This is a genomic window from Hydrogenophaga sp., assembly GCF_030651625.1.
Lineage (GTDB): Bacteria > Pseudomonadota > Gammaproteobacteria > Burkholderiales > Burkholderiaceae_C > Hydrogenophaga.
Genome location: NZ_JAUSCF010000023.1, coordinates 88,953 through 114,195, shown reverse-complemented (window position 1 = coordinate 114,195; position 25,243 = coordinate 88,953). Strand labels below are relative to the sequence as shown.

The following is a 25,243-nucleotide window of genomic DNA, read 5'->3' as shown; positions in this document are numbered from 1 at the left end:
TACCGGGTGATTCAGCGCCGCGCTCGCGTGGCCCGGCGGCGGGGCTGCGTATTTGCTGGGCTGATGGTGTGTGGGCGGGGCATGGGGCGCAGTCTGCCGCGTTAGCCAGCAGAAATCCAATGAAATCGGCTGAACAGGGGTATAAGCACGGCAAATAACAGTCTCAGCCTGTTCGTCAGACAACCATGACACCCAAACCCTCGTCCCTGCCTCCCGTGGACCCGCAAACCCTTCGCGCTTTTGCCGCCGTGGCGCGCGAAGGCAGCGTGTCGCGCGCCGCGCTGCGCCTGCATCTGAGCCAGCCGGCGGTGAGCCTGCAGCTCAAATCGCTGGCGCAGACCACGGGCTTGCAGCTTTTCACCCGCACGCCGCAAGGCATGGTGCTCACACCCGACGGCGGCGCCCTCCTGCCCATGGCAGAAAGGGCGCTGGCGGCGCTGGCCGACTTCGGCCAGGCCGCTGCCGGCCTGCACCACACGGTGCGCGGCACACTGCGCATCGGCACCATCCTGGACCCGGAGTTCACGCGGCTGGGGGCGTTCCTGAAACAGCTGGTGGCGCAGAACCCGCAGGTGGGCACCGAGCTGCGCCAGGGCATGAGCGGCGATGTGCTGGTGCTGGTGGAACGTGGCGATCTGGATGTGGGCTTTTTCCTGAACCTGCCCGACGACCCGCCCGAGCCCCGCTACCGCCTGCGCCCGCTCACCCGCTTCACCTACCGCGTGCTGGCCCCCGCTGGCTGGGGACCACAGGTGGCGGGCAAAGACTGGAAAGCCCTGGCCGCCCTGCCCTGGCTGGCCACGCCCGCAGCCAGCGCGCACCATCGGCTGCAGCGCAGCGTGTTCGGCCCGGGTTCGCTCACCGGGGTAGAGCCGCACCGTGTTGCGCTGGTGGACCAGGAAACCTCCATGCTGGATCTGGTGAAAAGCGGCGTGGGCCTGAGCCTGGTGCGCGACGCCATTGCCATGCGCGAGGCACAGGCGCGCGGGCTGGTGATTGCCGATCAGGTGTCGCTGATTTGTGAGCTGAGTTTTGTTTGCCTGGCGGAGCGGGGGGGAGAGCCGGTAATTGAAGCGGCTTGGGGTGCGCTGGATGCGGTTTGGGGGTGAGGGAAGACCAGGTGTCCGTGCTTCGACCCGTTGAAGCCGTTCGCATTGCACTGCTGGCGGACCGTCCTGCAGCGACTACGGTCCTTGGTGGTCGCGCACCTGGTGTGCTGTCCCGCAAATAGTTGCATGAAATGAAGCCGATGAATTCGCGCCCAGGGCAAGGCGCAAACCGCAGCGATAGCCTGTGCTATCGCGAGGATTTGCAACGCAGCCATGGGTGTGAAGGCGCGGCTTCATATGCAAGTTATTTGTGGGACAGCACACTAGCCCGGTCCTGTACACGGGGCTGTCATCCAGGCACCTCCAGTGTCGCTGGCCCGATGACCGTTCTTGGGGCAATGCTGTCGTTGTCTGCGGCCATGGGGCCGAGGCCGGCCGAGCACCAGTTGACTGAATGGTCCGACAGGCACTGCCGACCTGGCGCGGGCTTCCTACTTCAAGCAGCTTACTGGACACAACCCAGGAACCAGCCTTTTTGTTCGTGCTGGAATGAGGGATGCCTCCGGGTTTCGTGCCCCCGAAACAAGGCCTGGACCTTGGTCGGTCCGGGATCATGTGTGCTGCTGAGAACAGGTTCAGAAACTGTAGTTGTAGTTGATTCTCAGGGTTGTCTGGCTGTGCGACACCGTGCCTGCCATGCCTGGGCCAAACATGTTGGGGTTGGTGCGCGTCACCTTGGGCGCAATGGCCACGGAGCCTGCCACCGAGTGCCCGCCACCGCTGCTCCAGCCCATGCCCAACGTGTAGTGGGTTTCGACCGTGGCAGGAAAGAGGGGGTTCAACGCGCTATCGGGCACAGGGTTTTTGCCGTGGTTGATGCCTGCACGCAAAGCCACGTTCGGTGTGAGCATGTACTGGCCACCCAACATGAAGACGGTCTGATTTTTCCAGTTCTGCGGGATGGAACCTTCCTGGAAGCCCATGCCCATGTCCATGGCCAGGCGGAAGGTTTTCATGCTGCTGGACCACTGCAGGCGCTTGATGTCGGCCGCCAGCATGAATCTGGGCGTGGCTTGCCAGGCCACACCTGCGCCGAATGTTTCTGGCCATTGGAAGTCCACCACTTTGAATTGTGTGGGTATCTGCCCACCCTGGGGGAACATCGCGTTGGGGAACATGGTGAAGGTGCCGCTCCCTTCCAGATCGCTGATGTCGGTCTTGCTGTGGTAAGTGCCCCCGATTGACAGCGTATCGGACACCTTGTAGTGCGCGCCGAGCTTGTATGCCCAGCCATTGCCTTTCGTCTGGCCGGTGAAGTCGCTGCTGTTGCTGAAGCTGACGTGTCCAGATCCGTCTGGCATCAGCATCTGCACGTCCATACTGGCCCAGACGTAGTCGACTTGACCAGCCACCGTCAATGCTTCGTTGACGCTATAGGCCAACGGCACCATCAGGCGGCCGAAGCCCACCTCGGACCGCATGGGCAAACCCGTGCCGTTGGACAGGAACGAGTTTGATCCGTACTCCGTCCCCATGCCGCCCTGGGCCAGCATGCCGAATCCGTAGGTCAGCTGACCCGTCTTCCGAATGAAAGACAAGGACGGCATGTGATAGGCGTCTCCCCCGGATTTGGCGCTCATGGGGCCGGCCATCGGATGGTTCATGCTGGTGTTGACATTGGGGGACAACAGGGTCCACCCCAACCCGAGGTTGATTCCCTCGGCTCGCAAGCCCAGCGTGGCCGGGTTGTTCATCAGCGCGGAGTTGCCATTGTCGTAACCGAACGAAGCCCCTCCCATGCCACCCGCTTTGGCACCGTAGGCTTCGAGGTTCATGCCATTGGTGGCTGCCGCAGGCACAGACACCAGACAGATCAGGGCCGCGGTGATGGCGGTGCGCTTGTGGTTGAAATGACGTCGTTGAGCGTTTGACATGCGAGGGCCCCAAGGTGGAGGAAGTTGATGGCGGCCCAAGATTACGCACGCGGGTATGGCGTGAACATGGGTGGAAACCGCATTACCCAGATGGACTACGCGTCATCACCCGTCGCGGTGATAGACGGTTCGGGCGACCTCTTGAAGAATCGGTTTCCACGCGGCGATGGACGCCTGCCCAGAACACTTCAGGAGACACAGATGGAATTCAACAAGGAATTTGACGCCTCGGGCCTGGCCTGCCCGATGCCGATCGTCAAGACCAAGAAAGCGCTGGCGGACATGACCAGCGGACAGATCCTGCGCGTCGTGGCGACCGACCCCGGCTCGGTGTGCGACATGGCCGCGTTTGCCGAGCAGACGGGCAACGCACTGCTCGAACAGGGCAACGAGAACAGCAAGTTCGTGTTCTACCTCAAGAAGGCCTGAACCCCTTCGCGCCCATTCACCCGCAGGAGACACGCAACGTGGCAACAAAAAAAATGGCGTTGATCGCCACCAAGGGCACGCTGGATATGGCCTACCCGCCGTTCATTCTGGCGTCCACCGCGGCCTCACTGGGCTGGGATGTGCAGGTCTTCTTCACCTTCTATGGCCTGCAACTGCTGCGCAAGAGCCTGGATGGCGTCCAGATCAGCCCGCTGGCGAACCCCGCCATGCCGATGCCTGTGCCGATGCCTGTGATGGTGCAGATGCTGCCCGGCATGGAAGCGATGGCCACGATGATGATGAAGAAGAAGATGAAGTCCAAGGGCGTGGCCTCGCTGCAAGAACTGCGCGACGTGTGCCTGGAGCTCGATGTCAAGTTCGTCGCCTGCCAGATGACGGTGGACCTGTTCGAGTTCGAGACCAGCGAATTCATCAAGGAAGTCGAATACGGCGGCGCCGCGACCTTCATGAAATTCGCCGGCGAGTCGGACGTCTGCCTGTTCATCTGACACCCTGTTCCGGCAAGGCAGCAAACACGGCGAGGTGGTCGTCCCATGCTGCCGCGTGCTGCTGCAGCGGTTGGTCTTTGCCTGAAATGGAGCCCTGCACATGAACGAAGGAATGAACCCGTCGATGCTGGTCGTCTGGGGCGGTTTTGTCCTGGCCTTCATCTTTGGCGCTGTGGCCAACAAGACCAATTTCTGCACCATGGGCGCGATTTCGGACGTGGTCAACATGGAGCACTGGGGCCGCATGCGCATGTGGCTGCTGACCATTGCCGTGGCGGTGATCGGAGCCAACCTGCTCTATTACTTCGGTCTGATCGATCTGTCCAAATCGGTCTACCAGCGACCGGTGCTGCCCTGGCTGTCGTTGCTGCTGGGCGGCGCCCTGTTCGGCGTGGGTATGACGATCGCCGCCGGCTGCGCCAACAAGAACCTGGTGCGGGTGGGCGGGGGCAGCCTGCGATCGGTGGTGGTGCTGACCGTTCTGGCGATCTCGGCCTACATGACGCTCAAGGGTCTGTTTGGCCAGTGGCGCGCCAGCTTCCTCGACCCGGTCTCTGTGGACCTGTCGAAGTGGGGATTCAGTGACCAGGGCCTGCCGCAGGTGCTGTCCAGGCTGACCGGTCTGCCGGACAAGACGGCACTGCTGATCACCATGAGCGTGGTGGGGCTGGCCCTGCTGGCCTTCGTGTTCAAGGACAAGCGCTTCCGCAGCAACCCATCGCACGTGTTCGGCGCGCTGGTGCTGGGCCTGCTGGTCGTGGCCGCTTGGTACCTCACCGGTCATCTCGGGTACGGTGAAGATCCCGAGACGCTTGAAACGGTCTACTTCGCCACCAACACGCGAACGCTGGAATCCTTGAGCTTCGTTGCGCCGGTCGCCTTCAACCTGGAAATGCTGATGCTGTGGACCGACAAGTCGCTGCGCATGACCTTCGGCATTGCATCGGCCATCGGCGTGGTGCTCGGCTCTTTCGTCTATGCCATCAGCACGCGGCAGTTTCGCTGGGAAGGCTTTGCCTCGATGGAGGATCTGCGCACCCAGCTCATCGGCGCGGTGCTGATGGGCTTTGGCGGGGTCACGGCGATGGGCTGCACGATCGGTCAGGGCCTGTCGGGCGTTTCCACGCTGGCGATCGGCTCCTTCCTGGCGCTGACGGGCATCGTGGGCGGTGCCGTGGCCACGATGAAGTGGCAGCAGCGCTGATCCGTTTATCAAGCCCCCACGCTCCACCGCTGACGCGGGTCGCTGCCCCCCCGAGGGGGCTGACCTTGCTTGGGGCGGCCCGGCGCTGCGGTCTTTTTGACCCCCACGCTCCACCGCTGACGCGGGTCGCTGCCCCCCGAGGGGGCTGACCTTGCTTGGGGCGGCCCGGCGCTGCGGTCTTTTTGACCCCAACGCTCCACCGCTGCGCGGGTCGCTGCCCCCCCGAGGGGGCTGATTCGGCTTGGGGTGGACCGGCACGGACTCTATGCCCCCACGCCCCGTCGTTTCACGCGTCTGGCGTCGAGGCGCGCCGCCGCGGCTGTGTGGCCAGGATCTGCGCGACGATGTGTTCCCAGGGCAGTTGCACCAGGCTGCCGTGTTCCCGCTGGGCCTGCACCACCAGGCGGTGCACATCGGGCTGTGGGGCGTTCAGCACCTGCTGCAGACCTCTGAGGCCACCACAGTGGAGGCGCATGACGGTGCCGTGGGTGAGTGGTGCGCCCGGGCGCAGCTTCAGCGGAAAGGTGGCCCGCTCCAGGAACAGGCGCTCCAGCGTTTCACAGTTCAGGTGAGCCGGGGCCTGGCTGCAGGCCAGCACCTCGCGCTCGGCCACCGAGTGCCGGACCGCCAGCTCGCAAACGGCCTGGCGCGACAGCATTGCCGACCTGAACACACAGGGCAGGTGGTTGACCTCGGCCTGGGTGCGACGGTAGGCGGCCTCGTCGACCATGTGCCGGACCTTCTTTATTCTTCGCCCGGTGGACCCGGTTCGCGCACCTGGCACAGCAGTTCTTCGGCCTGCCATTCGTTCTCGGCGAAGATCACCTTCACCTTGTCGGGCGTGTCTGGCGGCAGTGCGGCACGCACCGTCTTGGCCTGGCCGGAGGCGGCGGCAAAGGCGCCGTGCTCTTCCAGTTTGTCGAGCTGGCCAAAGGGCCTGATGCGGTAGATGTAGTACGGCACGGGGGTTCCTCAAAGGGACAGGGATGGGCTCATACGTAGCGTTTGCTGGCATTGCGCCGTCCAGGCAGCGCCTTCTGGATGATCACACCCCGCACGGCCGAGAGATCGGGCAACGGCCGGTCGGCGAAGGCCGGGTTGAGCGCGTGCAGGGTCCAGCCGCTGGCCTGCCGGCAGAGCTGGCGGAAGATCCACTCGCCGCCATGCTGGGCCAGCACGAAACTGCCGTCGCGCACCAGCCCCCCGGGCTCGATGAGGATGATCTCGCCCTCCAGGAACTCGGGCTCCATGCTGGTGCCAAGCACGCGCAGGGCAAAAGCTTCGCTGCCTGAACATGCCCCCACGGCGGCCAATGCCCCGGTAGCGCTCGACCGGGCATCGACGGGCAGGTCTTCCTGCGCTGCACTCACGCGGTCTCCCCCACTGGCTCGGCCAGCATCAGGGTGTGGATCTGCGTCGCCGGCACGCCCGCAGCGCGCAGTTCGGTGTCGAGCGCCTCCACGAAGGCCTCTGGTCCGGCGAGGTAGAAGTCGCAGTCGATCTCGAACAGGTCGGAGCGCATGGTGCGCGCCAGTTGCAGCGCACCGAAGGTCACGTCGGGCTCGGCCAGCAGCTCGTATTCGAACGGGTCCAGTGCCTCCGACCAGGCCCGGCACTGGTTGGCCAGAAAGTGCCCGTCCGGCCGCGTGGCAAGCCAGAAGAGCGAGAGCGAGGGCGCGTTGTCGAGGGCCAGGGCATGTTCGACCAGGCTCTTGACTGGCGCAAAACCGGTGTCGCAGGCGGCGAAGACCAGCGCTCGGGCGCTCTCGGCCAGCACGAAATCCCCCACCGGCCCCCACACCGTGACGCTGTCGCCGGTGTGGATACCGTCTGAAAACAGCTGGCGCGAAAACGGGTCCCGTGCATGGCGCTCGATGAAAAAATGCAGGTTGCGGTCGTCGCACGGGCAGCTGGCGATGGGGTACAGGGCGTGCACGTCGCTGCCGTCAGGTCGGTTCAGGCCCAGCGTGACCGACTGGCCCGCCAGGAAACGCAGGCGGTGGCTGCGCGGCGTCTGCAGGTGCAGCAGGCGCGTGCCCGGCGCCAGTTGCGTGACGGCCCGCACCGTGGCGACGATCTGCTGCTGCGGGATGTCCTGCGGGCCGCTGGCCTCCAGGAGTTCCAGCGTCAGCTCGCTGCTGGCTGCGGTGTGCGCACACGCCAGGGTATAACCCTGCGCACGCTCCGCCTCGGACAGCGGGTAGTCGCAGGGCTGGGTGCGTGCCACCTGGCCTGAGATCACGCGCACCTTGCACATGCCGCAGGTACCGTTGCCGCAGCCGTAGTTGAGTTTGAGCCCGGCGCGCAGGCCGGCCTGCAACAGCGTGTCGTGACCCTCTACACAGAACTGGTGTCCGCTGGGGCGCACCGTCACCTGGGCTGTCATGACCTTGAGCATGTCGTCCATCACCGTGAGCAGGTCGGCCTGTTCGGTCGCGAGCGCCTGGGCCAGACCCTGGTCGACAAAATCCTGCAGTTCAGACAACGCCAGCGGCGTGGCGCCGTTGTCTTGCAGGGCATGGATGCGCGCCTGCAGCGCAATGACCAGCGCGTGGTACCGCTGCAACCAGCGCCGCACATCGGCCAGCTCCTGCGTCTGGTGGAAGAGCCGCTGCGCCAGCACCTCCTGGCTGGGCAGCAGCCGCTCGCGCAGCCGCTTGCCGAAGGCCTCGTCGCGGATGTGGGCCACCCGCTCCAGCAGACCGGATTCTTCCAGCTGCACGCCGGGATAGAGCCGCAGCAACTCGTCGGTGGACACCAGACCCTCGGTCAGCGTCAGGGTGCCCGAACGCACCTGCTGCTGCAGCACACCCCGCGGCACGCCCACGAGCTGGGCCGCACGCCAGATGGTCAGCCAGTGGCTCATCGGCATGCCTCGCCCTGCGGGCTGCGGTGCGAGCTGGCTTGGGAGCGGCCCGGCGCTGCGCTCATGCCAACAGCTCCGGCTGGGCCGCCTGGGACGCATGGCGATTGGGCACTGGCGGCGCTCCGACACGGTCGAGAAAACGGGCCCGGTACAGCAGGCGCGGGCGCTGCGGGTCATCGGTGAAGTCGCTGCGCTCGTGCGGCACGTTGTTGGCGACGATGCCCATGCCAGGCTGCAGCCGCAGGCGAAAGATCCAGGGTGCTTGGCTGGACAGCAGTTGCTCCACAAAAGCGACCGCCGCCTTCGTGTCGGTGTCGTCCTTCCAGTTGATGCTGCGGGTGCGCGCGGTGTAGCGCATGTGCAGGGCGCCCAACGCTGGTAACACAGTGAACACCGGTCCGCTCTGCGCGGAGCGGGCCACGCCGTGCGCGTCAGTCCGCTCGGGAATGGTCATGGCGTCGGGTGCCATCAGCGCGCGTACCCATGCCGGGTTGGCATCGCGCAGCGCGATGTAGACCCGGTCGTGGTCCACCAGCCCGCTCATCCCGCCCACACCCGCCTCTCGCACGCAGTGCAGGACCATGCCTTCGATGCGACGCGAGAGTGGATGGTAGTAGCCGTCGGTGTGCCAGCGGATGGGCTTGTCGGTGTAGGGAATGAAGTCGGCTCGGGCGCCCGCCGCCCGGGATGACACCGCGATCGGCGAAATGCCGTCTTCGTCGGCCAGCCAGTTGGCGTCGAGCCGGTGCAGGCCCAGCTGCGCCCCGAGCAAGCGGGGCAGCGCCTTGTCCTCTTCGACGACCGGGCTGCGGTAAATCACCATGTTGGCACGCGCGCAGCTGTGCAGCAGGGCAGCGCGCTCGCCTGCGCTCAGGTACCGCGGATCGGCCACGTCGACAATCAGGTCTTCCACGCACCTGGGCTGGGTGGCCAGCTTGGCCGCCCGCCACTGCGCATACGCCTGCGGCTGGTCAAGGTCAAACGGGCTGTTTTTCGCAAGCAGATTCATGTTATCGCCTCCGGATACACAGGCGTCGCGAAGCCGACGCAAGCGAGAGTCCCATCGGAGTGCGTGGCTGCCACAGCACACGCCGTGGAACCGGCTTTGCCAGGCCACCAGCGTGGTCCCCCTCTGGGGGGAAGGCAACGGAGCCGACGCAGGGGGGCACCATTTCTAGTCTCCGCTGATCGCGGCGCGGCGTTTGGGTCGCGGCTCGGTGGACAGGGCGCCGTGCATACCCCGGCGCACCATCTCCAGCGCCTCCGGCACCTCGATGGCCATCAGCTGGTCTTTGACCCAGTGCCGGTCCTTGGCCGGCATGACGCCCTCGATGCGGCTGCCCAGGTAGCGCACGAAACCGAAGTCCGGCCCGTCGGGGCCGTGCCCGAAGTCGGCATAGGCTTGGCCCATTTCGTTGCAGAAATCGATGAACTGGTTGCGCCAGCTGTCCGCGCCGGCGGGCGGCGGCCCGAGCCATTCGAGTTCGCTCTCTTCCAGGATCTCGGCCACGCGGCGCACCAGCGCAGCCGTGAACTCGCCGCGCTGTTCCATGCCCATGCGTTCGAACGCCATGCGGTCCACCACCTGCAGAAGAAAGCCCAGGATCTCGCGCATGAAGGCGAAATACTGCGGGCCGACGTCGATGTCGAAGCGGGCTTCACGCATCTGCCTGACCATGTTCTGCGTCACGCGCCAGACGATGAAGGCGACGACGCTCGCGGTCTCCTTCGCGGACTTCGGTCGCCCGTTGTCAAACCACTGGTTCTTGATGCGCAGGGCCATGCGAACGTCTCAATATCCGCCCTTGCCGAGCGGCTGCGGCAAGCCGGCCACCTTCGCCGCCTGCTTGGCCGGCCCAAGCGGGAACAGGTCGTACAGGTACTTGCTGTCCACGCCCTGGCGGATCTCGCTGTAGCCCTTGAGCATGTTGCGGAAGTTGGGTGTGTGGCCGTGCTCGCGGTACTGGTCCCGCATGTAGCCGATGACTTCCCAGTGTTCGGCCGTCAGGACGATGCCGTCGGCCGCCGCGATCACCTGCACCGCCTCCTCGCTGTAGTCGGGTTCGAGCAGGTAGCCTTCGGCATCGGTTTCGATTTCAACGCCATTGATCTGATAGCCCATGCTGGTGTCTCCGTGTGAGGGTTGTTGAGGGAAGCGCCCTATTCGCCGACCGCCGCGGCCGACTTGTGCGGCACGAAGATGCCGCAGCCCAGCAGGCGGTGCCGGCCGAGACCGAGCTCCTGCAGGCGCAGCGAATCGGATGCGGAGAGCCCATGCAGCATCAGGCTGAAGGTGGTCAGCGCGCCGGCGGGCCAGGCGTGTTGCTGGCGCTTGCCGCAGATCAGCTGCGAGCGCACGGCCAGCGTCTGCAGATCGGCGTCCATCGTCTGCATGAAGGCGATCTCGTCGTCCACCTCGGCGGCCACCGCATAGGCATACAGGGTGCGGTGCGGCAGCAGTTCACGCGCATGCGGCTGGCCCAGGGTCACCGCCTGGTCACCCAGTTGCAAGGTGCGGCCGGCGAGCCCGGTCGCGGCAGCGAAGCGCTCCCGTGGCAGCCTCAGCAGCAGTCGCGTGCGTTGCGACAGCAAGGCCTCGGCTTCGGTGCCGGGTACCAGCTTGAGGGGGTGTATGCCGGCCAGCGGCTCGTGGTCGAGCCAGGGCATTTCCCGCTGAAGCGCCGCCCGCAAGGCCGGCGCCGCATCGCGCGGCAGGCTATGACCACCCAGCGGAAAGACGATGTCGATCACGGTGGCGAGCAGCTGTTCGTCAAGGCTGGCGCTCATGAGGTACCCGTCCGTCCGGGTTGTTCCCGCGCCCAACGCAGCAACGCCTGGCCCCAGTGCTCGGCGGTATGGGGGTCGATGTCGAAGATCGTGAAGCGGCGCCCTTCGCGGATGCGCGTGCGAAGCAGGCTCATGCCACCAGCGTCGTGGTCGTGCTGCTGCAACTCGATCTCCTGCCCACCGAGGGGGACCCGGAATCGGTCTAGCGGGGTGATCTGGCTCATGTCTCCGTCACTCCAGGGGTCGGCGCCGGCTGGCGGGCTTCGGTCAACCTGGAGACGGCAGTTGGACAGGCCGGAGTGGGACTGTCCAACTGCCGTCTCCAGGTTCATTTGCTATTGGCGCAATTCCGGGGCCGGCAGTCTATAGCCGGGACGGGTGGGGCTGCATAACCCATATGGGTAGTCCCGCCTAGCCAACGAGGGGGATAGCAAGACGCCCCTCTCGCCTCCTACGATGCAACCCATACCGGAAGGCGGGCCGACAGAGCCCCCGCAATGCCCACGATGCGAGACCGCCGTTGCCGACAGTGGCACCCCGACAGGAGACAAGACATGGCCAAAAAAATGCACGACACCCCGATGCTTGACGAGCTCGAGAGTGGCCCGTGGCCCAGCTTCGTGACCGGCCTCAAGCGGCTGGCCGGTGAGAAGGACTACATGGTGGACCTGATGGGTCAGCTGGAGACCTCTTACCGGACGCGCAAGGGCTACTGGAAGGGCGGCACGGTCGGCGTGTTCGGCTATGGCGGCGGGGTGATCCCGCGCTTCACCGAGCTCAAGGACGCCGATGGCAAGCCCCAGTTCCCCGATGCGGCCGAGTTCCACACGTTGCGCGTGCAGCCGCCACCCGGCATGCACTACGACACCGATGTGCTGCGCAAGATGTGTGACATCTGGGAAGAGCACGGCTCCGGCCTGATTGCCTTCCACGGCCAGTCGGGCGACATCATGTTCCAGGGCGCCAAGACCGACAAGGTGCAGGACGCCTTCGACGCGCTCAACGAACTCGGCTTCGACCTCGGCGGGGCCGGACCGGCGGTTCGAACCTCGATGAGCTGCGTCGGCGCGGCACGTTGCGAACAGAGCTGCTACGACGAGGCCAAGGCGCACCGACAGGTGATCAACACCTTCCTCGACGACATCCACCGCCCGGCACTGCCCTACAAGTTCAAGTTCAAGTTCTCGGGTTGCTCCAACGACTGCATGAACTCGATCCAGCGCTCGGACATGGCTGTCATCGGCACCTGGCGCGACAACATGCGCACCGACGAAACCCTGGCGCGCAAGTGGTTCGACAAGCACGGCATGAACGAGCTGGTGAACGATGTCATCAGCCGCTGCCCGACCAAGACCATCATGCTCAAGGAGGTCAAGGACGTGGCCCAGGGCCCGAAGATCTCCAGCGTGAAGATCAACGACACGCAGTGCCTGGAAATCGACAACGGCAACTGCGTGCGCTGCATGCACTGCATCAACGTCATGACCGGCGCGCTGGCCCACGGCACCGACACCGGCGCCACCATTCTGGTCGGTGGCAAGCGCACGCTCAAGATCGGTGACCTGATGGGCACGGTGGTGGTGCCTTTCATGTCGCTCAAGACCGACGAGGACTACAAGGGCCTGGTCCAGCTGGCGCAGAAGATCATCGATTTCTTTGCCGAGAACGCGCTGGAACACGAGCGCACCGGCGAGATGATCGAGCGTATCGGCCTGGTCAATTTCCTCGAAGGCATCGAGCTGGAAGTGGACCCCAACATGGTTTCCACCCCGCGCACCAACCCCTATGTGCGCACCGACGACTGGGACGAAGAAGCCGCCAAGTACATGGCGCGCAAGCAGGCCTCCGCCTGACCGGCACCTCGCGCCATCCTTCATCCTTCCGTCCAACTCCTCCACCGTCCAACCCGGGAAGGCAACCCATGGCCCAAATGCGAACACCCATCGAAAGCGGCGTGCCGGACAACAAGCCGTACCTGCATCCGACCCTGCTTAAAAACTACGGCAACTGGCGTTACCACGACCGCCCACGGCCCGGCGTGCTGCACCACGTCTCGCACAGCGGTGACGAGGTCTGGTCGGTGCGCGCGGGCACCCAGCGCCAGATGGACGTGCACACGATCCGCAAGCTGTGCGACATCGCCGATACCTATGCCGAAGGGCATGTGCGCTTCACCATCCGCTCGAACATCGAGTTCATGGTGGCCGACCCGAACAAGGTGGCGCCACTGATCTCGGCCCTGACCGAAAGTGGATTCCCCGTGGGCGGCACCGGCAACTCGGTGTCGATGATTGCGCACACCCAGGGTTGGCTGCACTGCGACATTCCCGGCACCGATGCCTCGGGCGCGGTGAAGGCCCTGATGGACGAGCTCTATACCGAGTTCATCCGCGAGGACATGCCCAACCGCGTGCACCTGTCCACCAGCTGCTGCGAGATCAATTGCGGCGGCCAGGCCGACATCGCGATCGTGATCCAGCACACCAAGCCGCCCAAGATCAACCACGACCTGGTGGCCAACGCCTGCGAACGCCCGGCCGTGGTGGCGCGCTGCCCGGTGGCGGCCATCCGCCCGGCGCTGGTCAACGGCAAGCCGTCGCTGGAGGTGGACGAGAAGAAATGCATCTGCTGCGGCGCCTGTTTCCCGCCCTGCCCGCCGATGCAGATCAACGACCCGGAGCACTCCAAATTCGCCATCTGGGTTGGCGGCAAGAACTCCAACGCGCGCGGCAAACCGACCTTCATGAAGATGGTGGCTTCCGGCATTCCGAACAACCCGCCACGCTGGCCCGAGGTGTCGGAGATCGTCAAGAAGATCCTCTACACCTACAAGGCCGACGCTCGCCCCTGGGAGCGCCTGTCGGACTGGGTGGAGCGCATCGGCTGGCCGAATTTCTTCGAGAAGTGCGAACTGCCGTTCACCAAGTACCTGATCGACGACTGGCGCGGTTCACGCGCCAGCCTGAACGCGTCGACCCACATCCGTTTCTGACCAACGCCTGCGGACCCAGCCCATGAAATTCGGACTACTTGTCAGCGAGGGGCCCTACACGCACCAGGCCTCGGACAGCGCCTACCAGTTCTGCGTGGCAGCGATTGCAAAGGGGCATGAGATCCAGCGCGTTTTCTTCTATCACGACGGCGTCAACAACGCCACGCGATTGACGGAGCCGCCGCAGGACGACCGGCACATCGTCAACCGCTGGTCGGCCCTGAAGGCCGAGCACAACGTCGACCTCGTGGTCTGCGTGGCCGCCGCGCTGCGCCGCGGCATCAAGGACGAGGTGCTGGCCCCGGGGTTTCGCATATCGGGCCTGGGTCAGCTGGTGGACAGCGGCATCAAGGCCGACCGCCTCGTGACCTTTGGCGATTGATATGAAGAACACCCCCGTTGCTTGCCCACTTCGTGTGGCCGCATCCCCCCTCAAGGGGGCAACGCCAGTGGCCCGGCAAAGCCGGTTCCACGGCGTTTCCCGCCCAGGCCATTTCACTCCCCAGTCCCATGCTGACTGGTTGAGTCTTTGAAATCGAGGATGTCTGAATGAAGAAGTTCATGTTCATCAACCGCAAGGCTCCCTACGGCACGATCTACGCGCTGGAGAGTCTGGAGGTGGTGCTGATCACCGCCACGCTCGACCAGGATGTCAGCCTGGTGTTCATGGACGACGGTGTCTACGAACTGGTCAAAGGCCAGCAGACCAAGGACATCGGCATCAAGAACTTCTCGCCCAGCTACCGCGCACTGGAAGGCTACGACGTGGAGAAGCTCTACGTGGATCAGGCCTCCCTGGCGCAGCGTGGCCTGAACGAGGTCGACCTGCTGGTGCCGGTCGAGGTGCTGGACACCGCGCAGATGGCCGAACTGATGGCGCAGCAGGACGTGGTCCTGAGTTTCTGAGGAGAACCCCATGCTGCACATCGTCAACAAATCCCCCCACCAGACCGGCTCGCTGGCGAGCTGCCTGCGCATGGCCCTGCCCGGACACGCCGTGCTGCTGATCGAGGACGGCATCTACGCCGCCACCACCGGCAGCCCGGTGGAGGCCCACCTGCGCGAAGCCGGTTCGCAAGTCAGGTTCTACGCACTCAGGCCCGACATGGACGCGCGCGGCATGGCGTCGCGCGCCCTGGACAACGTGACGCTGGTGGATTACGGCGGCTTCGTGGATCTCGTGGCCGAACACAGCGCATCGAACAGCTGGCTCTGAAGCCAGAGCCAGCTGCATTTTCATTCCGACAAACTGAGGAAATCACCATGAGCATCGCAATCAATGGCGCCACCTACGAAACCGACGAAGAAGGCTACCTGATCAACCTGGCCGACTGGAACAGGGAGATCGCCGAGCACATCGCCGAGGAAGAGAAGGTCCCGCTGACCGACAACCACTGGGAAGTCATCAACTTCCTGCGCGAGTACTACAACGAGTACCAGATCGCCCCGGCCGTGCGCGTGCTGACCAAGGCCATCGGCAAGCAGTTCGGCGAAGAGAAGGGCAACAGCAAGTACCTGTACGACCTGTTCCCCTACGGCCCCGCCAAACAGGCCTGCAAGATCGCCGGCCTGCCCAAGCCGACCGGCTGCGTCTGAAGCATCAGCTTCCGCCCGGCCTGCCGGGTTCGACCTGACTTCCTGACCCCTTCGCCACCCCGACCCAGGTCCATGCGATGAGCGCCCTCTCGATCTTCTTCGCTGCGCTGTTCTACCTGGCCACCGCCATCTTCGTGGTCGGGCTGGCGTTGAAGATCCGGCAGTACGCGGTCACGCCCGCGCCGTTGAAGATCGCCCTCACACCCGCACCGCTCACGACCACCGGCGTGGGCTGGCGCCTGACGCGCGAAGTGGTGTTTTTCGAGAGTCTGTTCCGCTCCAGCAAATGGACCTGGCTGTTTGGCTGGATGTTCCATGCCGCGCTGCTGCTGGTGGTGCTGCGCCATGTGCGCTATTTCCAGGAACCGGTCTGGCTGCCCATTGCCATGGTCCAGCCCTTCGGAACCTACGCGGGTTTCGCCATGGTGGCCGGTCTGGCCGGCCTGTGGGCGCGGCGCTTCCTGGTGGACCGCGTGCGCTACATCTCCACCCCATCGGACCACCTGATGCTGGCACTGCTGATCGCCATTGGCCTGACCGGCCTGGCGATGCGCTTCGTCGCGCACACCGACATCGTGGCGGTCAAGGTGTTCATGCTGGGCCTGATGCGACTGTCCATCCAGCCGCTGCCTGCCGACCCGGTGCTGCTGGTGCACCTGTCGCTGGTGGCCCTGCTGATGATCATCTTCCCCATCAGCAAGCTGCTGCACGCGCCTGGCCTGTTCTTCAGCCCGACGCGCAACATGACCGACAACCCGCGCGAAGCCCGGCATCTGGCCAGCTGGGCCGCGGCCCTGGACAAATAAACGGAACCCATCCGCCATGGCCACCGCCGCATTCACCACCCCCAAGCTGAAGCCCTACCCGGTCATCCCGCTGGTGCAGGTGGGCGCCACCTCGCACCTCAAGCCCTTCGTGGCATCGGAAGCGATCCAGAAGAACCTGGGCTTTCCGGGTGAGCTGGTGGAGGACTGGCAAGCCAAGGCGATCGCCAAGATGGGCGAGCTGCTGGGCAAGTACCGCTCGCTGCGTGTCTACATGGACGCCTGCGTGCACTGCGGGGCCTGCTCCGACAAATGCCACTACTTCCTCGGCACCGAAGATCCCAAGAACATGCCGGTGGCGCGCCAGGACCTGATGCGACAGGTCTACCGCCGCTACTTCACCTTTGCCGGCAAACACTTCCCCCGACTGGTCGGCGCCAAGGACCTGACGCGCGAGGTGCTGGACGACTGGTACAGCTACTACCACCAGTGCTCCGAATGCCGCCGCTGCTCGGTGTTCTGCCCCTACGGCATCGACACCGCCGAAGTCACCATGGCCGCGCGCGAGATCATGGACTCGATCGGCATGGGCCAGAAATATTCCAACGAGATCATCGGCAAGGTGCACCGCATCGGCAACAACCTGGGCATTCCCGGGCCGGCGCTGGAAAACACCCTGCTGGGGCTGGAAGAAGACACCAGGGACGAGACCGGCCTGGACGTGCGTTTCCCGCTCGACGTCAAGGGCGCCGAGGTGCTGCTGATCACGCCGTCGGCCGACTTCTTCAGCGAGCCGCACGTGGACAGCCTGATCGGCTACGCCAAGGTGTTCCACGCTGCGGGCGTCAGCTGGACGCTCTCCAGCATGGCCAGCGAAGCGGGCAACTTCGGCATGTTCATCGGCAACTACGAGCAGTTGCGCAAGATCGCGCTGCGCATCCGCGAGGCCGCGCTGGAGCTGGGTGTCAAACGCATCGTGGTCGGCGAATGTGGACATGCCTGGCGAGTGGCCTACAGCTTCTGGAACACGCTGGTGGGCGTCGGCGCCGGTGGCAAGGATCCATTTGCCATTGAGCTGCAGAACCAGCTGGACCACCGCTACAAGCAGCCCATGCACATCTGCGAGTTCACGCACGACCTGATCGAGCGCGGCGCACTGCAATTCGACAAAGAGAAAAACGACAACCGCATCATCACCTTCCACGACTCGTGCAACGTCGCGCGCGCTTCGCGCATGGGCGACTTTGCCGGCGGCCAGTTCACCATCCCTCGCGACATCATCAAGGCGGTGGCCAACCACTTCCACGACATGGCGCCCGAAACCATCCATGAAAGCACCTTCTGCTGCGGTGGTGGCGGCGGCCTGCTGACCGACGACCTGCTGGAGCTGCGCGTCAAGGGTGCGCTGCCGCGCATGGAGGCGCTGAAGAACGTGGTCGATGAACACGGCGTGAACTTCATGGCCACCATCTGCGCCATCTGCAAGGCGCAGTTCACCAAGGTGCTACCGCAGTACGGCTTTGACATGAGCATGGTGGGCGGTGTGCACCAGCTCGTGAGCAAGGCCATCCGGCTCGGTGACAAGTAAGCGCGCGCCGACGCCCCGCGACCACACAACGATCCCAGGAGACACGACATGTCAGCCAACCCCGAATCCGTCAGCGTCCAGCCCCTCAACTTCCGGCGCTACAAGGACGGCGACCACAAGCCGGGGCCTTGGCAGAAACAGATCTTCAACGCCGATCATTCGCACAAGTGCCCGACCTACATCCAGAGCACGCCACCCTGCCAGGGCAGTTGTCCATCGGGTGAGGACATTCGCGGCTATCTGAACATCGTGCGCGGCGTCGAGAAGCCGCCGGCAGGCATGCCCTGGCAGGAATACGCCTTTCGCCGCCTGACCGAGGCCAACCCCTTCCCCTCCGTCATGGGCCGGGTCTGTCCGGCGCCCTGCGAATCGGGCTGCAACCGCAACCAGGTCGAAGACTTCGTCGGCATCAACTCGGTCGAACACTTCCTGGGCGAGTACGCCATCGCCAACAACCTGGCTTTCAGGAAGCCAGATTTCTCCAGCGGCAAAAAGGTGGCGGTCATCGGCGGTGGCCCGGCCGGCCTGTCAACGGCCTACCAGCTCGCGCTGCGCGGCCACGCCGTCACGCTGTTTGACGAACGCGCCGAGCTCGGCGGCATGATGCGCTACGGCATCCCGGGCTTTCGCACACCGCGCCAGGTGCTCGACGCCGAGATCCAGCGCATCCTGGACCTGGGTGTGCAGGCGCGCACCAACTGCCGCATCGGCACCGACATCACGATGGAACAGATCCGCGCCGATTTCGACGCCGTGTTCCTCGGTCTCGGCGCCCAGTCCGGCCGCGGCCTGCCGGTCGAGGGTGCGGACGCACCCAATTGCGTGACTGCGACTTCCTTCCTCAAGGCCTTCAACGACGGGCGCCTGCGCCATGTGGGCAAACGCGTGGTGGTGGTCGGTGGTGGCGACACCTCGATCGATGTGGCCACCGTGGCGCGCCGCCTCGGCCACATCGACCAGATCCACGAGAGTGACCGCCCCGAGCATGCGATCGCGGGTCATGTGGCGCATGACGTGGCGGCGGTGTCGGCCAAGCAGGGCGCGGACGTGACCCTGACCTCCATCTTCGCGGTGGACAAGATGCAGGCCTCGCGCCACGAGGTCGAGCACGCGCTGTCGGAGGGCATTTCCATCCGCGGCGGTCTGGCGCCAGTGGGTGTGGTCCGCGGGCCGGACGGGCGCGCCACAGCGCTGCGCGTCATCCGCTGCGAGGCCAAGATCGTGGGCGGCAAGCTGGAGATCAAGAACATCGAAGGCACTGAAGAAGACCTCCCGGCCGACCTGATTGTCTCGGCGATTGGCCAGGCGGTGGACTTTACCGGGCTGGAGGAGTTCAACAACGGCAAGGGCGCGGTGCCGGCCGACAAGAACTACCAGGTACAGCCGGGCGTGTTCGCCGGCGGCGACATCATCCGTCCACACCTTCTAACCACCGCCATCGGCCACGGCGCCATCGCGGCAGAGGGCATTGACCGCTTCCTGCAGGGTGAAGCGCTGGAGAAGCGGCCCAAGATCGATGTGCATGTCTTCGACCTCCAGCGCAAGATGATCGAGAAGGGTCTGAGTTTCAGCGAGGTGCACGAACCGATCCACGGCACCGACGCAAGCAATGTGGCGATACACAACTTTGACAACCGCTCTGACCGCTACGTGATCTCGCACAAGGAGCTGTTCCTCGGCCACTTCAACTACACGCCGCGCAACCGGCGGACCATCGTCAACCTCACCGCCGAAGAGGCCCTGGGCAACTTCGACGAGCGCCTGCAGGCGCTGGTGGAGGCGCAAGCCCAGGCCGAGGCCAAGCGCTGCATGAGCTGTGGCCAGTGCTTCGAGTGCGACAACTGCGTGGTCTATTGCCCCCAGACCGCCGTGTTCAAGGTCCCCAAGTCCAAGTCCACCACCGGGCGTTATGTGGACACCGACTACAGCAAGTGCATCGGCTGCCACATCTGCCAGGACGTCTGCCCGACCGGCTACATCCAGATGGGCTTGGGCGAGTGACGGCCATGGGCCACCTGCTTCGACACCTCCCTCGCGCTGCGGCCCTGTGGCTGCTGCTGGCCAGCGCCGCTGTGCTGGCCGCCGATACGCCGGGTGTGGCACCTCGCGTGCCGCAGCCCGTGATCGAGCCCGCGCGCGGTGGCCAGTGTGTGGAAGACCCGGCCACCATGCGGCGTGACCACATGAAGTTCCTCCAGCACCAGCGCGACGAAACCGTGCACGGTGGCGTGCGCGGTGCGAAGCACAGCCTGAAGGCCTGCATTGAATGCCACGCCAGCCAGACCACCCAGAGCGTGGCGGCCAGCAAAACCAACTTCTGCGTCAGCTGCCACAGCTTTGCCGCAGTGAAGATCGACTGTTTCGAATGCCACGCCACGAAACCTGCGGCGACATCGGCCTTCCACCCGTTGGCCCACCCCACCGGCACCACCGCCCAGCTCACCCGGCTGGTGCGCGCGCTCGGTGCCGAGGGCGCCCCTGCAACGTCCCAACCATGAACCCGGCGCCTCCCACCTCGTCACAGAAGGCTGCCCAGCCCGGGCGCCGCGGCTTCCTGGGCATGGCAGCGGCGGGCCTGGCCGGCATCCTGCTGGCGCCCGGCGTGCGACTGATCGAAATTGCGCAGGCATCGCCTGCGGCCGGTGCGGCCACCGCTGGTGCCGACCCCCAGGTGCGCTGGGGCATGTTGATCGACAGCACAAAGTGCAGCAGCGGCTGCACCGACTGTGTGACCGCCTGCCGCACCGAAAACGGACTGCCCGAGAACCCCGGAACGACCGGTGCGCAGTGGATCCGCAAGATCGAGATCAAAGAGGTGCGCACCGGCAGGACGCAGTCTCTGCCCGTGATGTGCCAGCACTGCGCCGAACCACCCTGCGTGGATGTGTGCCCTACCGGCGCCTCGTTCAAGCGGGCCGACGGCATCGTGCTGGTGGACAAGCACATCTGCATCGGGTGCCGCTACTGTGTGATGGCCTGCCCCTACAAGGCGCGCTCGTTCATCCATGAACCCGTGACCAACCAGAACCCCGACGTGCCGCGCGGCATGGGCACGGTGGAGGGTTGCACGATGTGCGTGCACAAGGTGGACCGCGGCGAGCAGCCCGCCTGCGTGCAGGCCTGCAGCGCCGCAGGCCACGGCGCCATCGTCTTCGGCAACCTGAACGACCCGGAGAGCGAGATTTCGAAGCGCATCCGCGCGATCCAGACCTCGCAGTTGCGCGCCGACCTGAAGCTGGACCCTGGCGTCCGTTACCACGGTATCTAGCCCCAGGAAGCTCGACCATGAGAACCCGCGAAGACACCCGCAACTTCTGGCTGCTCGCCATCCTGGCTGGCGCGATCACGGCCGTCGGCCTGGGCGCGTCGCACTACATGGAGGTGCACGGCCACATCGTCACCGGCATGAACAACCAGATCGTCTGGGGTCTGCCCCACGTGTTCGCGATCTTCATGGTCGTCGCAGCCTCGGGCGTGCTCAACGTCGCCTCGATCGGCTCGGTCTTCGGCCAGGCGGCGTACAAGCACCGCGCACCGCTCTCGGGCCTTCTGTGCATCGCCTTGCTGATGGGCGGACTGATGGTGCTGATGCTGGACCTGGGTCGGCCCGACCGCGTGATCGTCGCGGCCACACACTACAACTTCAAATCGGTCTTCGCATGGAACGTCTTCCTCTACTCGGGCATGACGGCCATCGTGGCGGTCTACCTGTGGACGATGTTCGAGCGGCGCATGAACAAGTATTCGAAGACCGCCGGCCTGGCGGCCCTCGTCTGGCGCTTCGTGCTGACCACCGGGACCGGCTCGATCTTCGCCTTCCTGGTCGCGCGTCAGGCGTACCAGTCGGCGCTGCTGGCGCCGCTGTTCATCGTGCTGAGCTTCGGCTGGGGCCTGGCGGTCTTCCTTATCGTGCAGTCCACGATGTATGCGTGGGAGGGTCGCGTTCTCGACAGCGCGATCCGGCGCCGCATGGCCCGGCTGCTGGGGATCTTCATCGCTGCATCGCTGTACCTGGTGGCGGTCTACCACCTGACAAACCTCTACTACGCCAAGCAGGTCGCGTTCGAGCGTTTCCTGCTCGTCGACGGCGGCATCTATCCCTTGCTGTTCTGGGTCGGCTATGTGCTGATCGGCTCGGTGCTGCCGCTGCTGCTGGTGTTTCACCCGAGGCTCTCCAGCGAGCGAACCACCTTCGCCGCGTCGGTGCTAGTCGTGGGCGGCGCGTTTGCCTTTCTCTATGTCTTCATCATCGGCGGCCAGGCCTTCCCGCTGGAGATCTTCCCCGGCCACGAGGTGAGCAGCAGCTTCGGCGACGGCGTGATTGCGAGCTATGTTCCCTCGCTGCCAGAGTTCCTGCTCGGTGTCGGAGGTCTTGGGGCGGCCCTGCTGCTCACGGTCGTGGGCGTCCGCGCCTTCGACTTCATGCCGCAGGACGACTTCGTGTCCGCCAAGGTCTGATCATGAACCGCCTGCTGATCTCCGCGGCACACAAGTCTTCGGGCAAGACCACGGTCAGCCTGGGCCTGTGCGCGGCCTTCGCCGCACGCGGCCTCGCTGTGCAGCCCTTCAAGAAGGGGCCTGACTACATCGACCCGATGTGGCTGGGACGGGCCAGCGCCCGCGCCTGCCACAACCTCGACCCTTACCTCATGACCCCGGAGCAGATCGGCGCCGTGTTTGCCCGGCAGGCCGTCGGCGCCGACATCAGCATCGTCGAGGGCAACAAGGGCCTGTACGACGGTCTCGCGCTCGACGGCAGCAACAGCAACGCAGCGCTCGCACAACTGCTGGACCTGCCGGTGCTGCTGGTGATCGACGCGCGCGGCATGACGCGCGGCATCGCGCCGCTGATCCTGGGCTACCAGGCCTTTGACCGCCGGGTCCGCATCGGCGGCGTCATCCTGAACCGGCTGGGCGGCAGCCGGCACGAGGCCAAGCTGCGCGCCGTGATCGAACACTACACCGACGTGCCGGTGCTGGGCGCGATTGCCGAAGACACCGACCTCGCGGTGGCCGAACGCCACCTCGGCCTGATGCCGAGCAACGAACACGCCGACGCCGCACACCAGATCGACCTGATCGGTGAGCGCATCGCGGACCAGGTCGATCTGGAGCGCGTGCGGGCGCTGGCTTCCAGTGCGCCGGCGCTGGCCCTGTCATCCATTCACGTGGCGCCCACCGTGAACCTTGTCAAGCCCGTGCGAATCGCCCTGGCGCAGGACCGGGCCTTCGGTTTCTACTACCCAGATGACCTGCAGACCCTGCGCGACGCCGGCGCCGAGCTGCTCCCCTTCGACTCCCTGATCGACCCGGCGCTGCCCGAGGCCATCGACGGTCTCTTCATCGGCGGCGGCTTCCCCGAGCTGTTCATGCGTGAGCTGCAGGCCAACGCTTCGCTGCGCTCAAAGATCGCCGCTGCAATAGCGGAAGGTCTGCCGACCTACGCCGAGTGCGGTGGCCTGATGTACCTGGCCCGTTCGCTGCAATGGCGCGGCGAACGCTGCGCCATGGTGGGCGCCTTGGCGGGCGATGCCACGCTGCACGAGAAACCGGTGGGGCGCGGGTATGTGCACTTGGCCGCCACCGACCACATGCCCTGGAGCGGTCTGCAGGGTCGGTCCCTGCGCGGCCACGAGTTCCACTATTCCAGCCTGGACGGGCTGCCCGCAGACACGCGCTTTGCCTGGCGCGTCACGCGCGGTCACGGCATCGACGGACGGCACGACGGCATCGTGCAGCACAACCTGCTGGCCACCTACACCCACCTGCGCAGCGTGGCGGGCACCGACTGGGCACGCCATTTTGTCGACTTCGTGCGCGCCCGGCGTTCGCTCAGCGCCCGTGTTGCCTCGCAAGAGAGGCTGGCGGCATGAACTCGACCTTGACCTATCCAGCCGATGCGTTCACCCGCATCCTGACGGTCAACGGCCACCCGGTCGAAACTGACTCCGAAGGTTACTTGCGCCATCTCGGCGACTGGTCGGAAGACTTCGTGCGCGCGCTCGCCGCACAGGAGGAGTTGACGCTGACCGACGAACACTGGCAGCTGGTGCGCTACCTGCGGGCGTACTACGCCGAGCACGGCGTGCAGGCCCAGGTGCGCGCCATGATCAAACACTTCACGGCGGTCTGGGGCCCCGAGCGCGGCAGCAACCACCACCTGCACGATCTCTTCCCCCGCGGGGGTCCGCAGAAACAGGGCAACCGGCTGGCCGGCCTGTTGCGCACCAAAGGCGAACACTGAAAGGCGACCCGCAGCATGTTCACACTCACAGCAACAGCAGCACAGCAGATACGACAAGCCGCTCGCGAGAGCGACGCCGAACAACTGGCCCTGCGCGTGGCCGCCCGGCGCGAGCCCGACGGCTCCATCGGCTACGGCATGGGCTTTGACGATGTTGCGGACAACGACACGCGCCTGATGCTGGAAGACGTGGCGGTGGTGATCGCCGCGGCGCACGCCGACCTGCTGGAAGACACCGTGCTCGATTTCGTCGAGCTGGAGCCGGGCCAGTTCAACTTCATTTTCGCAAGCCAGCAGCCCTTGGCCCAGGTCCCCGCCACCAGCGGCTGCAGCACCGGAGGGGGTGGTGGCGGTTGCGGCAGCGGTGGTTGTGGCACGGGTGGCGGCTGTGGCTCCGGGAGCATGACCCTATGAACATCCGACCTTTTGGCGACCGGTCACGCGGCTGTGTCTACCTGGTGGGCGCCGGGCCGGGCGACCCGGAACTGCTGACGCTGAAGGCGGTGCGGCTGCTGGAGCGGGCCGACGTCGTCGTCTACGACAACCTCGTGTCATCAGGCGTGCTGGACTTTGCTTCGCCCGATGCGCAACGCATCTTTGCTGGCAAGCGGCGCAACGAGCACACCATGCGCCAGGAACAGATCAATCTGTTGCTGGTGCAACTGGCGCGCGAAGGCAAGCGGGTGGTCCGGCTCAAGGGGGGCGATCCCTTCGTCTTTGGGCGCGGCGGCGAAGAAATGCAGGAGCTCGCCGCACACGGTGTGGACTTCGAGGTGGTCCCCGGCGTGACCGCCGCCTGCGGGGTGGCCAGCTACGCTGGCATCCCGCTCACACACCGCGACCACGCACAGGGCTGTCTGTTCGTCACCGGTCATCTCAAGGACGGCAGTGCCAATCTGGACTGGGAAGCGCTGGTGCGCCCGCACCAGACCGTTGTGATCTACATGGGGCTGAACGCGCTGCCCGACATCTGCCGCCAGCTGATGGCGCACGGCGCTCCGGCCACGCGACCGATTGCCGCCGTTCAGCACGGTACGCTGTCCACGCAGCAGGTGCTCACGGGCACACTGGGCGACCTCCCGGCCAAGGTGGCAGGCAGCGGCTTCACATCACCCAGCCTGCTGATCGTGGGCGACGTGGTGAGGCTGCACGGCACGCTGCACTGGTTCGACCCGCAGACCGCTGCCGACAGCAGCCTCTCGCCCGCCCACCACGAGGTGCCTCAGCAGTTGCCGGCGCTCAATGCGGCAGTAGCCAACTGAAGTGAGCACCGCCGCAGCG

Annotated in this window: 30 protein-coding genes; 20 read left to right on the top strand and 10 right to left on the bottom strand. The window is 65.3% G+C overall.

The window, feature by feature from the left end:
* The first annotated feature begins 185 nt into the window (after positions 1–185).
* Positions 186–1,109, top strand: a complete 924-nt coding sequence (locus tag Q7V46_RS10615; RefSeq protein ID WP_304913510.1) for a LysR family transcriptional regulator — start codon at positions 186–188, stop codon at positions 1,107–1,109.
* Between the two features lie 575 nt (positions 1,110–1,684).
* Here the strand turns inward: Q7V46_RS10615 and Q7V46_RS10610 are convergent.
* Positions 1,685–2,983: an OmpP1/FadL family transporter gene (locus Q7V46_RS10610; protein ID WP_304913509.1), complete on the bottom strand. Its 1,299-nt coding sequence runs from the start codon at positions 2,981–2,983 to the stop codon at positions 1,685–1,687.
* 201 nt (positions 2,984–3,184) lie between these two features.
* Between Q7V46_RS10610 and Q7V46_RS10605 the strand changes: the two genes are divergently transcribed.
* The 3 genes from Q7V46_RS10605 (at position 3,185) to Q7V46_RS10595 (ending at position 5,125) form a co-directional block, all read left to right on the top strand.
* Positions 3,185–3,412: a sulfurtransferase TusA family protein gene (locus tag Q7V46_RS10605; protein WP_304913579.1), complete on the top strand. Its 228-nt coding sequence runs from the start codon at positions 3,185–3,187 to the stop codon at positions 3,410–3,412.
* A gap of 38 nt (positions 3,413–3,450) precedes the next feature.
* Positions 3,451–3,921: a DsrE/DsrF/DrsH-like family protein gene (locus Q7V46_RS10600; RefSeq protein WP_304913508.1), complete on the top strand. Its 471-nt coding sequence runs from the start codon at positions 3,451–3,453 to the stop codon at positions 3,919–3,921.
* 100 nt (positions 3,922–4,021) lie between these two features.
* Positions 4,022–5,125, top strand: coding sequence for a YeeE/YedE family protein (locus Q7V46_RS10595; protein WP_304913507.1), 1,104 nt, complete (start codon positions 4,022–4,024; stop codon positions 5,123–5,125).
* 286 nt (positions 5,126–5,411) lie between these two features.
* Here the strand turns inward: Q7V46_RS10595 and Q7V46_RS10590 are convergent, their stop codons facing one another.
* From Q7V46_RS10590 to Q7V46_RS10550, 9 genes are all read right to left on the bottom strand, one after another.
* Positions 5,412–5,855 carry a hypothetical protein gene (locus Q7V46_RS10590; RefSeq protein WP_304913506.1) on the bottom strand — a complete coding sequence of 148 codons (444 nt, stop codon included), beginning with the start codon at positions 5,853–5,855 and terminating at the stop codon, positions 5,412–5,414.
* 14 nt (positions 5,856–5,869) lie between these two features.
* Positions 5,870–6,088 carry a hypothetical protein gene (locus Q7V46_RS10585; protein WP_304913505.1) on the bottom strand — a complete coding sequence of 73 codons (219 nt, stop codon included), beginning with the start codon at positions 6,086–6,088 and terminating at the stop codon, positions 5,870–5,872.
* Between the two features lie 29 nt (positions 6,089–6,117).
* Positions 6,118–6,495 (bottom strand): S24 family peptidase, encoded by a 378-nt coding sequence (locus Q7V46_RS10580; RefSeq protein WP_304913504.1) that lies wholly within the window; start codon positions 6,493–6,495, stop codon positions 6,118–6,120.
* Positions 6,492–7,991, bottom strand: a complete 1,500-nt coding sequence (locus Q7V46_RS10575) for a 2Fe-2S iron-sulfur cluster-binding protein (RefSeq protein WP_304913503.1) — start codon at positions 7,989–7,991, stop codon at positions 6,492–6,494. The genes Q7V46_RS10580 and Q7V46_RS10575 overlap by 4 nt, the downstream gene beginning before the upstream one ends.
* A 61-nt stretch (positions 7,992–8,052) precedes the next feature.
* A complete protein-coding gene (locus Q7V46_RS10570) occupies positions 8,053–9,000 on the bottom strand; it encodes a TauD/TfdA family dioxygenase (protein WP_304913502.1) in 948 nt (315 codons plus the stop codon).
* A 165-nt stretch (positions 9,001–9,165) separates the two neighbouring features.
* A complete protein-coding gene (locus Q7V46_RS10565) occupies positions 9,166–9,774 on the bottom strand; it encodes a hypothetical protein (RefSeq protein ID WP_304913501.1) in 609 nt (202 codons plus the stop codon).
* Positions 9,775–9,783: 9 nt separating this feature from the next.
* Positions 9,784–10,113, bottom strand: a complete 330-nt coding sequence (locus Q7V46_RS10560) for a TusE/DsrC/DsvC family sulfur relay protein (RefSeq protein WP_304913500.1) — start codon at positions 10,111–10,113, stop codon at positions 9,784–9,786.
* A gap of 38 nt (positions 10,114–10,151) precedes the next feature.
* Complete coding sequence (cas6, locus tag Q7V46_RS10555; protein ID WP_304913499.1) at positions 10,152–10,778, bottom strand: type I-MYXAN CRISPR-associated protein Cas6/Cmx6; 627 nt, start codon at positions 10,776–10,778, stop codon at positions 10,152–10,154.
* Entirely contained in the window at positions 10,775–11,002 is a 228-nt protein-coding gene (locus tag Q7V46_RS10550) for a hypothetical protein (RefSeq protein WP_304913498.1), read from the bottom strand. Before Q7V46_RS10550 ends, cas6 begins: the two co-directional genes overlap by 4 nt.
* Positions 11,003–11,332: 330 nt before the next feature.
* Here Q7V46_RS10550 and dsrA point away from each other — a divergent pair, with 330 nt between their 5' ends.
* The 16 genes from dsrA to cobA all read left to right on the top strand — a co-directional run bounded on the left by dsrA (position 11,333) and on the right by cobA (position 25,224).
* Positions 11,333–12,631: a dissimilatory-type sulfite reductase subunit alpha gene (gene dsrA / locus Q7V46_RS10545; RefSeq protein WP_304913497.1), complete on the top strand. Its 1,299-nt coding sequence runs from the start codon at positions 11,333–11,335 to the stop codon at positions 12,629–12,631.
* A gap of 68 nt (positions 12,632–12,699) precedes the next feature.
* The gene (gene dsrB / locus Q7V46_RS10540) at positions 12,700–13,770 is read left to right on the top strand and encodes a dissimilatory-type sulfite reductase subunit beta (RefSeq protein ID WP_304913496.1); all 1,071 of its coding nucleotides are present in this window, start codon (positions 12,700–12,702) and stop codon (positions 13,768–13,770) included.
* Between the two features lie 22 nt (positions 13,771–13,792).
* A complete protein-coding gene (gene tusD, locus Q7V46_RS10535) occupies positions 13,793–14,152 on the top strand; it encodes a sulfurtransferase complex subunit TusD (RefSeq protein ID WP_210825989.1) in 360 nt (119 codons plus the stop codon).
* 167 nt (positions 14,153–14,319) lie between these two features.
* Positions 14,320–14,676 (top strand): sulfurtransferase complex subunit TusC, encoded by a 357-nt coding sequence (tusC, locus tag Q7V46_RS10530; protein WP_304913495.1) that lies wholly within the window; start codon positions 14,320–14,322, stop codon positions 14,674–14,676.
* 10 nt (positions 14,677–14,686) lie between these two features.
* Entirely contained in the window at positions 14,687–14,986 is a 300-nt protein-coding gene (gene tusB / locus Q7V46_RS10525) for a sulfurtransferase complex subunit TusB (RefSeq protein ID WP_304913494.1), read from the top strand.
* Positions 14,987–15,033: 47 nt separating this feature from the next.
* Positions 15,034–15,366: a TusE/DsrC/DsvC family sulfur relay protein gene (locus Q7V46_RS10520; protein ID WP_304913493.1), complete on the top strand. Its 333-nt coding sequence runs from the start codon at positions 15,034–15,036 to the stop codon at positions 15,364–15,366.
* Between the two features lie 77 nt (positions 15,367–15,443).
* Positions 15,444–16,172: a respiratory nitrate reductase subunit gamma gene (locus Q7V46_RS10515; RefSeq protein ID WP_304913492.1), complete on the top strand. Its 729-nt coding sequence runs from the start codon at positions 15,444–15,446 to the stop codon at positions 16,170–16,172.
* A 16-nt stretch (positions 16,173–16,188) separates the two neighbouring features.
* Positions 16,189–17,718: a sulfate reduction electron transfer complex DsrMKJOP subunit DsrK gene (gene dsrK / locus Q7V46_RS10510; RefSeq protein WP_304913491.1), complete on the top strand. Its 1,530-nt coding sequence runs from the start codon at positions 16,189–16,191 to the stop codon at positions 17,716–17,718.
* 48 nt (positions 17,719–17,766) lie between these two features.
* Positions 17,767–19,719, top strand: a complete 1,953-nt coding sequence (locus Q7V46_RS10505) for an NAD(P)-binding protein (protein ID WP_304913490.1) — start codon at positions 17,767–17,769, stop codon at positions 19,717–19,719.
* A gap of 5 nt (positions 19,720–19,724) precedes the next feature.
* The gene (locus tag Q7V46_RS10500) at positions 19,725–20,216 is read left to right on the top strand and encodes a hypothetical protein (RefSeq protein WP_304913489.1); all 492 of its coding nucleotides are present in this window, start codon (positions 19,725–19,727) and stop codon (positions 20,214–20,216) included.
* Entirely contained in the window at positions 20,213–20,986 is a 774-nt protein-coding gene (gene dsrO, locus Q7V46_RS10495) for a sulfate reduction electron transfer complex DsrMKJOP subunit DsrO (protein ID WP_304913488.1), read from the top strand. The genes Q7V46_RS10500 and dsrO overlap by 4 nt, the downstream gene beginning before the upstream one ends.
* Before the next feature lie 17 nt (positions 20,987–21,003).
* Entirely contained in the window at positions 21,004–22,176 is a 1,173-nt protein-coding gene (nrfD, locus tag Q7V46_RS10490; protein ID WP_304913487.1) for an NrfD/PsrC family molybdoenzyme membrane anchor subunit, read from the top strand.
* Between the two features lie 2 nt (positions 22,177–22,178).
* Positions 22,179–23,591 (top strand): cobyrinate a,c-diamide synthase, encoded by a 1,413-nt coding sequence (locus Q7V46_RS10485; protein WP_304913486.1) that lies wholly within the window; start codon positions 22,179–22,181, stop codon positions 23,589–23,591.
* A complete protein-coding gene (locus Q7V46_RS10480) occupies positions 23,588–23,962 on the top strand; it encodes a TusE/DsrC/DsvC family sulfur relay protein (protein WP_304913485.1) in 375 nt (124 codons plus the stop codon). Before Q7V46_RS10485 ends, Q7V46_RS10480 begins: the two co-directional genes overlap by 4 nt.
* A gap of 15 nt (positions 23,963–23,977) precedes the next feature.
* Positions 23,978–24,376: a hypothetical protein gene (locus Q7V46_RS10475; RefSeq protein WP_304913484.1), complete on the top strand. Its 399-nt coding sequence runs from the start codon at positions 23,978–23,980 to the stop codon at positions 24,374–24,376.
* A complete protein-coding gene (cobA, locus tag Q7V46_RS10470) occupies positions 24,373–25,224 on the top strand; it encodes a uroporphyrinogen-III C-methyltransferase (RefSeq protein ID WP_304913483.1) in 852 nt (283 codons plus the stop codon). Before Q7V46_RS10475 ends, cobA begins: the two co-directional genes overlap by 4 nt.
* Positions 25,225–25,243: the final 19 nt, after the last annotated feature.